Origin of the sequence: Citrobacter sp. Ce006, assembly GCF_030336535.1 — a bacterium.
GTDB lineage: Bacteria > Pseudomonadota > Gammaproteobacteria > Enterobacterales > Enterobacteriaceae > Citrobacter > Citrobacter europaeus.
Window position 1 is genome coordinate 799,558 of the sequence record NZ_JAOWDO010000073.1, and the last position, 12,751, is coordinate 812,308.

Consider the following 12,751-nt stretch of genomic DNA (forward strand, 5'->3'; position numbering starts at 1 on the left):
CTGGAAATCGGGATAAAAACACCCTGTGCAGCGATCAATCAGACCGGACAGAGGAAAAATGCGACAACAGCAGAAGTGAAATGTCTACGGGCGCGGGTAAGTAGACCACAGGAGGGAGAAAAAGTGCTTATAGAGAATGAAAATGGCGCATATATTTTTGTAAATATATGCGCCAGGTATTAATCAGACTACTAATAGATTTAGGCGTGCGCCTCGGTGTAGACGCTACGTTGTGGCTGACGAATGGTGGTAGAAAGCGCCAGCGAAATGATTAACAACGCAAAGATAACGCAGAAGGTCACAAAGAACCCGCCAAACAGCGAGGCGATAATGGAACCGCAAATACTGCCAATACCGAAGCCCAGGTAGATAACACCGTAGTTTTTAGCCAGGTTATTCAGACCGAAGAATTCGCTCACCAGTGACGGGAACACGGTGATGGTGCCGCCAAAGTTAAATGCGACACAGGCAATCGCCATAAAGAAGGTGAGGTCATTCAGTGGCGCGAACAACAGAGCAGCCATACCCACCAGCGAAACAACCTGGCCAATGGTGATAACGCGAATACGGGAGATTTTATCGGACAGAATCCCCAGCACCAGACGGCCCGACAGGTTCGCGATAGAAATCACGGTAACCGCATTTGCCGCCGTTGCCACATCCATATGCGCCAGGCTTTGTGCGATATCTTTCGCCACGCCAATCACATACAGGCCGCTCATACACGCCGTCAGGAACATGACCGCCAGCATCCAGTACTGCGGTTTACGCATGGACTGCGCCAAGGTGAAGTCATTCTCGACCACGCCATTTTTCGTTTTCACTTCCTGATTCGGCGCATCTTTCATCAGCGTGGAGCCAAAGACGATCATTACCAGCACAATCGCGCCCCAAATCATGAAGGTTTTTTCCAGGCCTACGGTACTCAGTAACTGGCTATCGATAAATTTAAAACCGAGGCTGCCAAGGCCATAAGAACCGATGGCAAAGGCGGAAATCAACCCTTTACGCTCCGGGAACCATTTTACGCAGTTGGAAAGCGTTAACAGGTAACCTGCACCATCCGCCAGACCAACCAGCACACCGGCGCTCAGCCACAGCATAATCAGGCTGTCGGAGTGGGCGGTTAAGAAGAAGCCGACGCCGAGTAAAACACCGGAGGCCATGGTGACGCGTTTCACGCCAAAACGTTCCTGCAGCTTGCCGGCAACGGAAGAGGAAATCGCCAGCCCAAGGCTCAGCAAGCCAAAGGAAAATGCAACCTGGCTCACTGGCGCATCAAGCTTAGAAGAGAGTGCGCCATTAAACAGGCTCCAGGTATAAACAGAACCTAAAGCAAATTGGGTAATAATGGTGCCGATCAGAGTCAGCCAGCGGGTACGCTGATAATCAGAAGTTTTCATGGCAGTCTTCCTGCATAAACAAAATGGGAAATTCTCTGCCAACAACCATACCGAAGCGCTTTTATGAGCAGGAGAAAACGGCATGAAATGCCGCCAGGACGGAATGAAATGCCTGGATTGTGGAATGAATGACGAGACAAAAAGTTGGGTTACTGAATTTTATCGCATGAGTTAGTACACGCTATCGCTGAGGCGCGTGTGATTGTTGATCTCAATATGTAACAGAGATGTTTTCCTGATGATTTTTTACGTTAAAATTTGGCGCTCACACCCATGGTGTACATATAGTCGCTGTTGTTGGTGCTATTTTCCGCCTGCGAGAGCGCCGCATAAGCCGCCATGTGCGGGTTCAACAGCATGTCTGCACCGACGGTAACATCCAGCCAGTTACCGTCCTGACCCGCCGCCGTCATGCGGCTGAGGCCCGACTGCGCTTTCCAGATATTCTCGCCAAACTGCTGGTTATAGCTGATTTGCGCCCACGGTCGCACATCACCGAACTGGGAGTTTACTCGCCAGCCTAACGTGCTGACGCTGGCATGCCACAACGGATCGTTCTGCGCTACCGACGTCGCGCTATCGCCAAACTCGTTGTAAGTAGACGTGGTTGAACCGTCATAATGCAGCGCGGCAACCGGACCGGTTGTCACCTGCCTTGAAAGCGGGAAGTTCCAGCCCATACTCATGCCGCTGGTCGCCTCCATAGGCGTCTCATCCGCCAGATTCACCACGGGCCCCGCTACGTTTTGAGTGGAGCGGATACGTTCTTCCAGAATGTCGTTATAACGTGGTTGGTGATCGCTGTCCCATGTATAACGTTCAGCCGTATGCCCTGACATCGCATCAACGATATATTCTTGTTGCCAGCCATATGCTGTATTGATGGACAGCGCACAAACTATGACGCTCGCCAGAGTTAACCTTTGGCGACCACTACTGTTTCTTATAATCATCAACGCGACTCCAGAAAAGAGCCGAATTCGGCGATATTATTATCATTGTGTGAAGGATATCGGGCCCATCAGGCCCTGTATTAAATATTGTCTTTTTAGCTGGCGCGTCAAGGCGGGCCGAATGAAATTTTTACGCCAGTAAAAACAGCGAGGAAGAATATGCAGCGTTGCGGATGGGTCAGCCAGGACCCACTTTACATTGCCTACCACGACAAGGAATGGGGCGTCCCCGAAACCGATGGCAAAAAGCTGTTCGAAATGATCTGCCTTGAAGGCCAGCAGGCCGGATTATCGTGGATTACCGTACTAAAGAAACGGGAAAATTATCGCCACGCCTTCCACCATTTTGACCCGGAAAAAGTGGCGGCCATGACTGAAGAGGATGTGGAGAGGCTGGTACTGGATGCTGGCATTATTCGCCATCGCGGAAAGATTCAGGCCATTATCGGCAACGCTCGCGCCTTTTTGACCATGGCGCAAAACGGAGAGTCGTTTAGCGAGTTCGTCTGGTCATTTGTTGATAACCAACCGCAAGTGACCCGCGCCGCCAACCTGAGCGATATCCCCACCTCAACGCCTGCGTCAGACGCGCTGTCTAAAGCGTTAAAAAAACGCGGGTTTAAATTTGTCGGCACCACCATTTGTTACTCCTTTATGCAGGCGTGCGGCCTGGTCAACGATCATGTCACCAGTTGCATCTGCTATCCGGGAGAACAACATGATTCGTGAATCAAAGGCTGACGATCTACCGGCGATTCTGGCGCTATGGATGGAAAGCACAATCCATGCCCACCCGTTTATCGAAGAGCGCTACTGGCGCGAAAGTGAATCCATCGTGCGTGATGTTTACCTGCCCGCCGCGCAAACCTGGGTGTGGGAAGAAGAAGGCGAGCTCAAAGGCTTTGCCAGCGTTATTGATGACCGCTTTCTCGGCGCGCTGTTTGTCGCGCCTGCCGCCATCAGAAACGGGATCGGCAAAGCGCTGGTGCAGCATGTGCAGCAGCGCTTTTCGATACTCAGCCTTGAGGTCTACCAGAAGAACCAATCGGCGGTGAACTTCTACCATGCGCTGGGTTTTCGCATTGAAGACGGCGCATGGCAGGAGGAAACTCACCATCCCACGTGGATTATGGGCTGGCAGGCGGATCAAACGCCGTAAGGGTCAACGTTGGTCCGCTGTATTTTTCGAGCCACGCCAGCGCAGTGTTGCCCGCGCAGCCATTCCCCAGCTTCGAGCTGGGGAGATCTTTGGTCAGCACGTTGACGGCGCCATTTTTACAAATACCGTTAGCAGCGAGATCCAAATCAGGCCAGGCGCCTTCATGAATACAGATGACGCCAGGTTTAATACCTGCCGACACCACCGCTCCCGCCAGAACTTGTCCTCGCTGATTCCACACCCTGACCGTGTCGCCATCCACAATGCCGCGCGCGTGGGCGTCCTGCGGGTGGATCGTGACCGGCTCACGATCCGCTACCGCATACTGTTCGCGCAACGCGCTGTAGTTAAGCTGGCTGTGCAAACGGTGAGCCGGATGAGCGGAAAGCAACTGTAACTGCTCCGGCTCTGCGTTACCGAACCACTCATCAGGCTCCAGCCACATCGGGTGTCCCGCACAGTCTGCGTAGTCGTAACCGGCAATCCTCTCACAGTAGATTTCAATTTTTCCGCTGTCCGTTTTCAGCGGATGCGCCTGCGGGTCGCGGCGAAAATCCGCGAAACGGATAAACTGCGCGCTGGCGGCGTTTTCTGGCATTTCGATCAGGGCGTTGCGCTGCCAAAACTCGGCGAAAGGCGGCAATGTCACCTGCTGACTGGCCCCGCGTTGCCCGGCAATATTGTAAAAGGTCTCCAGCCACGCCAGTTCGCTTTTACCTTCGGTAAATCGGTCATATCCGCCTTTTTCCCAGCGTTCACTCAGCTCGGCAAAGACATCAAAATCATTTCGCGCTTCGTCCTGCGGCGGTACGACCTGCTTCATCGGCACCAGATGCTGGTTGCTGTAATCGCCGGTCATGGTCAAATCATTACGCTCAAACGACGTTGTCGCCGGCAGCACGATATCGGCATGCTTCGCTGCGGCAGTCCAGAAACATTCCGAGATAACCACCAGCTCCGGTTTCTGCCAGGCGCGAATTAAACGGTTGGTGTCCTGGTGATGAGTGAAGTTAGCGCCGCCCGCCCACCACAGCATGCGGATGTCCGGGAAATGGCGGTCCATTCCATTATGCTGGTAAAAACCGCCGGGGTTCTCCAGCGCGTCGACAATACGCGCCACCGGGATTTTATCCACCGCGTCGGTGCCGCCTTTAATGCTGCCCTGCATTGAGGCCAGCACCGCAGAGCGGCGCGTTGGGTTGCCGCCGTTGGCAAAATGGTACGACAGCCCAAAGCCACCGCCTGGCGTGCCGATTTGTCCGAGCATGGCGGCCAGGGTGACGATCATCCAGTGCTTCTGCTCGCCATACTGCTGGCGCTGCATCCCCCATCCTGCCATCAGCATGGTGGTGTTTTGGTGAAATATCGCCGCCAGCTCACGTATTTTCGCTGCCGGAATACCACAAATGTCGGCTGCCCACTCTGCCGTTTTTGCAACATCGTCAGATTTACCCAGCAGATAGTCGGCAAAACGGGCATAACCGGTCGTGCACCGGGCGAGAAAGTCCTCGTCGTGCCAGCCGTTTTCCACCAGCGTATGCGCGATACCCAGCATCAACGCCACGTCAGTCCCCATATGCGGGGCGATCCATTCCATCTTATCGCCAAAGAAATCGACGCTTTCCGATCGCATCGGATCGATACAGATCAATCGTTTCCCGCTGTCGCGTAAAGCCGCAAAGTAAGCGATCCCCTGTTCGTCAGAAGCGTTCCAGGCAATCTTCAGGGTATTCAGCGGATTGGCGCTCCATAACACCACCACCTCGCTGTGCTCCAGCACCACCGGCCAGCTGGTTTGCTGCTGGTAAACTTCGTTGCCGCCCACCACGTACGGCATGATGGCCTGCGCAGCCCCCGTCGAGTAATCCCCCAGATGCCCGGTATAACCGCCCGCCAGCGCCATATAACGCTGTAACAGCGTCGCGGCTTTGTGTAACACGCCGTTGGAACGCCAGCCGTAGGAACCAGCAAAAATCGAGGCCGGGCCGTAGCTGTCACGGATGCGTTTATGCTGCGTATGGATAAGATTTAGCGCGTCATCCCAACTGACGCGAACAAATTCATCCTGCCCGCGCACCCCCTGTGGGTTATCCGGCGAGGCGAGAAAGCCTTTACGCACCATCGGAAAACGTACCCGCGTTTTACTGTGAACCTGGTCGCGCACCACGGTTTGCAAAGAGTTGGGATGGGTGCCAGGCAGCGCGCCACGCGAGGAGAAAACCGTCTCCCCATCGGTTTCGACAAGGACTGGTCCCCAGTGAGCGGCGGTTAATACCGAGTAATGTGCGGGTGAATTAGCCAAGATGGTGCTCCTGAATGCGATGTGACGGCTTATTTATTATGCCGTTCAATGTTACTTACAAATTTCAGAGTCTTCCCTGGAATTTTCTTCATGTTCACACGTCATAATCAACCGCCACGGTCGCTGTGGCAAAGAAGAAAAAGTCATTAAGGAATTAAGATGAAGAAACGTGTTTTTGTTATTGCTGCCATCGTGAGCGGCGCCCTGGCGGTTTCTGGCTGCACAACAAACCCTTACACCGGCGAACGCGAAGCGGGTAAATCCGGCATTGGCGCGGGTATTGGCTCTCTGGTCGGCGCGGGCATTGGCGCACTCTCTTCTTCGAAGAAAGATCGCGGCAAAGGCGCACTGATTGGCGCAGCGGCTGGCGCGGCCGTTGGCGGCGGTGTCGGCTATTACATGGACGTGCAGGAAGCAAAACTGCGCGAAAAAATGCAGGGAACCGGCGTCAGCGTGACGCGTAGTGGCGATAACATCATTCTGAATATGCCAAATAACGTCACCTTCGACAGCAGCAGTGCCAACCTGAAACCTGCTGGTGCCAACACCCTGACCGGCGTAGCAATGGTACTGAAAGAGTACAATAAAACCGCCGTCAACGTGCTGGGCTTCACCGACAGCACCGGCAGCCAGGATCTGAATATGCGTCTGTCGCAGCAGCGCGCGGACTCCGTCGCCAGCGCCTTAATCACTCAAGGGGTCGCGGCTAACCGTATCCGCACTCAAGGTATGGGCCCGGCAAATCCGATCGCCAGCAACAGCACGGCAGAAGGTAAAGCGCAGAACCGTCGCGTAGAAATCACCTTAAGCCCACTTCAGTAACGTTTTGTGCCGGGTGAAGACAGGTCGAATCCATCCGGCATGAAGCACTTGCCATCGTTGATTTTCGCGTTAAGGTGTTGTCACCAAACTCAGGGAAATCAGCGATGAGCAAATCAACACGAGCAACCATCAGCGATGTGGCGAAAGCCGCAAAAACCGGCAAGACCAGCATTTCACGTTATCTCAACGGTGAAAAGCACCTGCTTTCCGACGCGCTGCTGGCCCGCATTGAACAAGCCATTGCCGATCTCGACTACCGCCCCAGCCTGATGGCAAGAGGCCTGAAACACGGTCGTACCCGCCTGATCGGCCTGATCATCGCCGATATTACAAATCCCTACTCCGTCAACGTGTTAAGCGGTATTGAAGCCGCCTGTCGCGATAAGGGCTTTACCCCGCTGGTGTGTAACACCAACAACGAAGTGGATCAGGAGCTGCATTATCTCGACCTGCTGCGCAGTTACCAGGTCGAAGGAATTGTGGTCAACGCCGTCGGGATGCGCGAAGAGGGGCTGAACCGCCTGCAGCAGTCTGCGCTGCCGATGGTGCTGATTGACCGTAAAATTCCCGATTTCGCCTGCGATATGGTCGGGCTGGATAACACCCAGGCGGCAACGGTTGCCACCGAGCATCTGGTCGAGCAAGGTTTTGAAGCCATCCTGTTCCTCAGCGAACCGCTGGGCATGGTGAATACGCGCCGCGAACGTCTGAGCGCTTTTCGCGCCACGCTCGCGCAGTACCCCGGCGTTATCGCGCAAAATGCCGAAGTCCCGCTAACGGACAATACGCAACTGGATGACACGCTGCGCCAGTTCCACCAGCAGCATCGGGGCATGCGTAAAGCCGTTATCTCCGCCAATGGCGCCCTCACGCTACAGGTTGCCCGCGCCCTGAAGCGCATTGGCCTTAACTGGGGCAGCGATATCGGCCTGCTCGGTTTTGACGAACTGGAATGGGCAGAGCTGGCGGGCGTCGGTATTACCACATTGAAACAACCCACCTGGCAGATTGGCTACACTGCCGTTGAGCAGGTTGTAAGCCGAATTGATGGCGGCTCTTCTGCCATTCAGGAACAGGTCTTCTCCGGCGAGCTGATCGTGCGCGGCTCTACCGCCCGTTAAATTACCTTCGTGATGGTGATCATAAATTCGACATCCCAGGCTTTTCTTTGGAACCGGTTCCATCTAGCGTTATTACAACAACGCTAGTCTGGAGTTTCCATGAAAAGAAAAATTATGGTGGTCACCGCCGCTTACGGCCAAGACCAGGTGCGGGCCGCAGGCGGACAAACGGCATTATTGCCTATCATTGCCGAAGCCGGTGCTGACGGCGTTGAAATCCGCCGCGAGTTATTAACCGATGCCGAGCTGAAAACGCTCCCTACGATGGCTTCTGCTATCGAAATCTTCGGCCTGCTGGCCTGTTACTCAGCACCTGAGCCATTGTTCCTTGCGAACGGTAACCTCAACCCCCAACTTCCCGCGCTACTTGAAGAAGCGCAGGCCCTGCAGGCGCTGTGGTTAAAAGTCTCCCTCGGCCATTTTTCCCATACCGAACAGTTCAACGTTTTACGCGAATGGCTCGACAACAGCGGAATGGAGCTGGTTGTTGAGAACGATCAAACCGCCTGCGGACGCCTGCAACCGATGCAGCGCTTTAACGAAGCCTGTCAGACGCAAAACCTGCCGATATCTTTAACCTTCGATATGGGCAACTGGCTGTGGGTGGGCGACTCCCCGGAAGAAGCAGCACAAAACCTGGCGTCAACCGTTGGCTATATCCATGTCAAAGCCGCTGTCACACATCGCGACAGCTACCGCGCCGTACCGCCAGATGCAGCAGACTCGCGCTGGATGGCGCTGCTAAAAACGCTGCCCAACGACGTCCCGCGCGGCATTGAGTTCCCCCTGGAAGGGCAGGATCTGACGGCGGTTACCCGCCACTACGTCGAGCTGTTACGCGAGGAGTAACGTATGAAAAATTCACTGGATGTGGTCACTATTGGTGAAGCGATGGCGATGTTTGTCGCCACGCAAACTGGCGAACTGGCGGATGTGGAGCAGTTTATCAAGCGCGTTGCAGGCGCGGAGCTTAACGTGGCGACCGGTCTTGCCCGTCTGGGCCTGAAGGTCGGCTGGGTGAGCCGCGTTGGCAACGACAGTTTTGGCCGTTTTATCGTTAAGTCGCTGGAAAAAGAAGGGATTGATGCGCAGGGAGTCACCCAGGACGGGCGTTACGCTACCGGCTTTCAGCTTAAATCTAAGGTCGAAAATGGAACCGATCCCATTGTGGAGTATTTCCGCAAAGGTTCCGCTGCCAGCCGCCTCAGCGTTGAGGATTACCACGAGGCCTATTTCGCCAGCGCGCGCCACCTGCACCTGAGCGGCGTAGCAGCCGCGCTTTCCTCCAGCTCTTATGAACTACTGGCGCATACCGCCCGCACCATGAAGGCCCAGGGGAAGACCATCTCGTTCGACCCGAATTTGCGCCCGGTACTGTGGAAAAGCGAAGCCGAGATGGTGGAAAAACTGAACCGGCTGGCATTTCAGGCTGACTGGGTTCTACCCGGGTTAAAAGAGGGCATGATTTTAACCGGTCAGCAAACGCCTGAAGCCATCGCCGACTTTTATCTGCGCCATGGCGTGAAGGCCGTGATCGTTAAAACCGGGGCTGATGGCGCCTGGTACAAAACTGCCAGCGGTGAACAAGGCTGCGTTGCGCCGGTAAAAGTCGACAACGTGGTCGATACGGTCGGCGCAGGCGATGGCTTTGCCGTGGGCGTTATCAGCGCCCTGCTCGAAGGCCGCTCGCTACATCAGGCAGTGACCCGCGGCAATAAAATTGGCGCACTGGCCATTCAGGTTCAGGGCGACAGCGAAGGATTACCCACACGTGAACAATTAGGGGAATAAATTCCCGGCCAACTCTGTACCCTACATACAGAGGCGGCGTAACAGCATAACCAGAGGGCAGTCTATGAATAGCTCAACTAATGCAGCAAAACGCTGGTGGTACATCATGCCAATCGTGTTTATCACGTATAGCCTGGCGTACCTTGACCGCGCGAACTTCAGCTTCGCCTCCGCCGCAGGTATCAACGAGGACCTCGGCATTACCAAAGGGATCTCTTCCCTGCTGGGCGCGCTGTTTTTCCTTGGTTATTTCTTCTTTCAGATCCCGGGCGCAATTTATGCCGAACGCCGCAGCGTACGAAAACTGATTTTTGTCTGTCTGATCCTCTGGGGTGCCTGCGCGTCGTTAACCGGGATGGTCAGCAATATTCCAATGCTTGCCGCCATTCGCTTTATTCTTGGCGTCGTTGAAGCCGCCGTGATGCCGGCAATGCTGATTTATATCAGCAACTGGTTTACAAAATCCGAGCGCTCGCGCGCTAACACCTTCCTGATCCTCGGTAATCCGGTCACCGTCCTGTGGATGTCCGTGGTTTCCGGTTACCTGATTCAGGCGCTGGGCTGGCGGGAAATGTTTATCATCGAGGGCTTCCCGGCCATCATCTGGGCATTCTGCTGGTGGGTGCTGGTAAAAGACAAACCGTCTCAGGTCGGCTGGCTGTCAGAATCTGAAAAAGCCGCGCTTCAGGCGCAACTGGAAAAAGAGCAGCAAGGCATCAAAGCCGTACGTAACTACAGCGAGGCTTTCCGCTCACGTAACGTTATCCTGCTGTGCATGCAGTATTTCGCCTGGAGTATTGGCGTCTATGGTTTTGTCCTGTGGCTGCCGTCGATTATCCGCAACGGCGGTGCAAATCTGGGGATGGTAGAGGTTGGCTGGCTGTCATCCGTACCGTATCTGGCGGCGACGGCGGCGATGATCCTCGTCTCCTGGGCCTCCGATAAGCTGCAAAATCGCAAACTGTTTGTCTGGCCGCTGTTACTCATTGCCGCTTTCGCTTTTATCGGCTCATGGGCCGTGGGCGCAGACCACTTCTGGATTTCTTACACGCTGTTGGTTATTGCGGGTGCGGCAATGTATGCCCCTTATGGCCCCTTCTTCGCCATCATTCCGGAAATGCTGCCGCGCAACGTCGCCGGCGGGGCAATGGCGCTGATAAACAGCATGGGCGCGCTAGGCTCATTCTTTGGTTCATGGTTTGTCGGCTACCTAAATGGCGCAACCGGCAGCCCGTCCGCCTCGTACATTTTTATGGGGGTAGCGCTTTTTGTCTCAGTATGGCTAACTTTGATCGTTAAGCCTGCTAATAATCAACAGCTACCTATTGGCGCACGCCACGCTTAAATTTTAACTTACGGAGATTCGCATGAAGCCGTCCATTATTCTCTATAAAGCGTTACCTGACGATTTACTGCATCGCCTGGAAGAGCATTTTACTGTGACTCAGGTGCCTAACCTGCGCCCGGACACGGTCGCACAGCACGCCGACGCTTTTGCCAATGCAGAAGGTCTCCTAGGCTCCAGTGAAGCCGTCAATACCGCCCTGCTGGAGAAAATGCCCAGGCTGCGTGCGACATCCACAATTTCCGTAGGCTATGACAACTTCGACGTCGATGCTCTCAACGCGCGTAAGGTGCTGTTGATGCACACGCCAACCGTGCTGACGGAAACCGTCGCCGATACGGTGATGGCACTGGTGTTAAGCACCGCTCGCCGCGTGGTAGAAGTCGCTGAACGAGTTAAAGTTGGCGAATGGACCAAAAGTATCGGGCCGGACTGGTTTGGTACCGATGTACACCACAAAACGCTGGGGATTGTCGGCATGGGCCGTATTGGCCTGGCACTGGCACAACGCGCGCATTTCGGCTTTAGCATGCCAATCCTCTACAACGCGCGTCGTCATCACCAGGAGGCGGAAGAGCGCTTCAATGCACGTTACTGCGATCTTGATACGCTGTTGCAGGAGTCTGATTTTGTTTGCCTGATCCTGCCGTTAACCGAAGAAACGCATCATCTGTTCAGCACCGAACAGTTCGCCAAAATGAAGTCTTCCGCCATTTTCATTAATGCCGGACGTGGACCAGTGGTAGATGAAAAAGCGCTGATTGCCGCCCTGCAAAATGGGGAAATTCATGCCGCAGGCCTGGATGTTTTTGAGCAGGAGCCATTACCGGCGGACTCACCGCTGCTGTCGCTGCCAAACGTGGTTGCCGTGCCGCACATTGGTTCAGCCACGCATGAAACACGCTATAACATGGCAGCCTGTGCGGTGGATAATTTAATCGATGCACTGCAAGGACGCCTTGAGAAAAACTGCGTGAACCCGCAGGTTGCGCCATAAACAAAAGGCCGGGTAGCGCTTACGCTCACCCGGCCTTTCATGTATTACAGCGTCTTAATTACTGAGCGGCATTCACCGCAGCAGTCCAGGCCTGATTAAATGCCTGATGCTGAGAAGCCAACGGGCCAATCAGCGTGTTGTACTGACTTGCCTGCTGTGACGTTGGGAACTGGATACCGTTGGCGACAAAGCTCACCTGTGTATCCTGCTGCGCGACAAAATCACCGACCTGCACTAACTGCTGCGTGAAGATTTGCGCGGCAGGAATCAGCGGCTGTAACGCCTCTGAAGGTACAGTGACGACTTTGTTGTAGACCTGGTCAAAGACCGGCTTCAGATCCTCGCCCTGCTTCAGCGCGCCATGCGCAGCATCCGCCTGCAGTTTCGCATTCTGCAACTGTTGCCCTAACACGCCCAGCGCACCATTTGCCTGACGCAACGGTTCACGCTGAGTCACATAATCCTGAGGAACACGAATCGCATTTACGCTATCAACCACCGGACGCAGACCGGAGTCCATCGCCTGATTAACCTGCTGTGAATAGCCATACAGAATCGCGTAATCGGACACAAACGGGCCAAACTGTTTTTTCTGATCGGCGGTCAGCGTTGGTAAACGCTCTCCGCTACGCATTGCAGTATTCTGCAGAAAATCGATAAACGCTTTGCGTTGATCGCCTTCTTTATCAAAACACCCACTCAGGCCAACTACCATTAAGAGCGCCAAAACAGGCGCAAACCAGCGAGAGCAGGACTTACCTGTCGCCATTTTAATACTCCTTTCACCCAAAAATGCGCACAACGACACCCGCGTGCCTGACGTTGACAAGGATAGTCCAGGTCAGCCCCGCAAGATAC

12 protein-coding genes are annotated in these 12,751 nt (G+C 54.6%); 8 read left to right on the forward strand and 4 right to left on the reverse strand.

Annotated elements, in window-relative coordinates:
• Positions 1 to 200: 200 nt before the first annotated feature.
• Positions 201 to 1,403: an L-lactate MFS transporter gene (locus tag OGV94_RS22420; RefSeq protein WP_043018673.1), complete on the reverse strand. Its 1,203-nt coding sequence runs from the start codon at positions 1,401 to 1,403 to the stop codon at positions 201 to 203.
• A gap of 251 nt (positions 1,404 to 1,654) precedes the next feature.
• On the reverse strand, positions 1,655 to 2,356 hold the full coding sequence (locus tag OGV94_RS22425) for an autotransporter outer membrane beta-barrel domain-containing protein (RefSeq protein WP_075145504.1): 702 nt from the start codon (positions 2,354 to 2,356) through the stop codon (positions 1,655 to 1,657).
• 159 nt (positions 2,357 to 2,515) lie between these two features.
• Here OGV94_RS22425 and tag point away from each other — a divergent pair, with 159 nt between their 5' ends.
• Entirely contained in the window at positions 2,516 to 3,085 is a 570-nt protein-coding gene (tag, locus tag OGV94_RS22430) for a DNA-3-methyladenine glycosylase I (RefSeq protein ID WP_003846107.1), read from the forward strand.
• Entirely contained in the window at positions 3,075 to 3,515 is a 441-nt protein-coding gene (locus OGV94_RS22435; RefSeq protein ID WP_047407975.1) for an N-acetyltransferase, read from the forward strand. Before tag ends, OGV94_RS22435 begins: the two co-directional genes overlap by 11 nt.
• On the opposite strand, the gene OGV94_RS22440 is transcribed toward OGV94_RS22435, so the two are convergent.
• Positions 3,484 to 5,817, reverse strand: coding sequence for a molybdopterin guanine dinucleotide-containing S/N-oxide reductase (locus tag OGV94_RS22440; protein WP_100193735.1), 2,334 nt, complete (start codon positions 5,815 to 5,817; stop codon positions 3,484 to 3,486). The two genes, OGV94_RS22435 and OGV94_RS22440, sit on opposite strands and share 32 nt — an antisense overlap.
• A 159-nt stretch (positions 5,818 to 5,976) precedes the next feature.
• Between OGV94_RS22440 and OGV94_RS22445 the strand changes: the two genes are divergently transcribed.
• The 6 genes from OGV94_RS22445 (at position 5,977) to ghrB (ending at position 11,893) form a co-directional block, all read left to right on the forward strand.
• A complete protein-coding gene (locus OGV94_RS22445) occupies positions 5,977 to 6,639 on the forward strand; it encodes an OmpA family lipoprotein (RefSeq protein ID WP_043018678.1) in 663 nt (220 codons plus the stop codon).
• 104 nt (positions 6,640 to 6,743) lie between these two features.
• Positions 6,744 to 7,760, forward strand: a complete 1,017-nt coding sequence (locus tag OGV94_RS22450; protein ID WP_047407969.1) for a LacI family DNA-binding transcriptional regulator — start codon at positions 6,744 to 6,746, stop codon at positions 7,758 to 7,760.
• A 99-nt stretch (positions 7,761 to 7,859) separates the two neighbouring features.
• The gene (locus tag OGV94_RS22455) at positions 7,860 to 8,609 is read left to right on the forward strand and encodes a sugar phosphate isomerase/epimerase family protein (protein WP_043018680.1); all 750 of its coding nucleotides are present in this window, start codon (positions 7,860 to 7,862) and stop codon (positions 8,607 to 8,609) included.
• A gap of 3 nt (positions 8,610 to 8,612) precedes the next feature.
• Positions 8,613 to 9,551, forward strand: a complete 939-nt coding sequence (locus OGV94_RS22460; protein ID WP_043018681.1) for a sugar kinase — start codon at positions 8,613 to 8,615, stop codon at positions 9,549 to 9,551.
• Between the two features lie 64 nt (positions 9,552 to 9,615).
• The gene (locus OGV94_RS22465) at positions 9,616 to 10,896 is read left to right on the forward strand and encodes an MFS transporter (RefSeq protein ID WP_003827389.1); all 1,281 of its coding nucleotides are present in this window, start codon (positions 9,616 to 9,618) and stop codon (positions 10,894 to 10,896) included.
• A 22-nt stretch (positions 10,897 to 10,918) separates the two neighbouring features.
• Complete coding sequence (gene ghrB / locus OGV94_RS22470; protein ID WP_087050767.1) at positions 10,919 to 11,893, forward strand: glyoxylate/hydroxypyruvate reductase GhrB; 975 nt, start codon at positions 10,919 to 10,921, stop codon at positions 11,891 to 11,893.
• 58 nt (positions 11,894 to 11,951) lie between these two features.
• Here ghrB and OGV94_RS22475 read toward each other — a convergent pair whose 3' ends face one another.
• Positions 11,952 to 12,662, reverse strand: a complete 711-nt coding sequence (locus OGV94_RS22475) for a DUF3053 domain-containing protein (RefSeq protein WP_016154915.1) — start codon at positions 12,660 to 12,662, stop codon at positions 11,952 to 11,954.
• Positions 12,663 to 12,751: the final 89 nt, after the last annotated feature.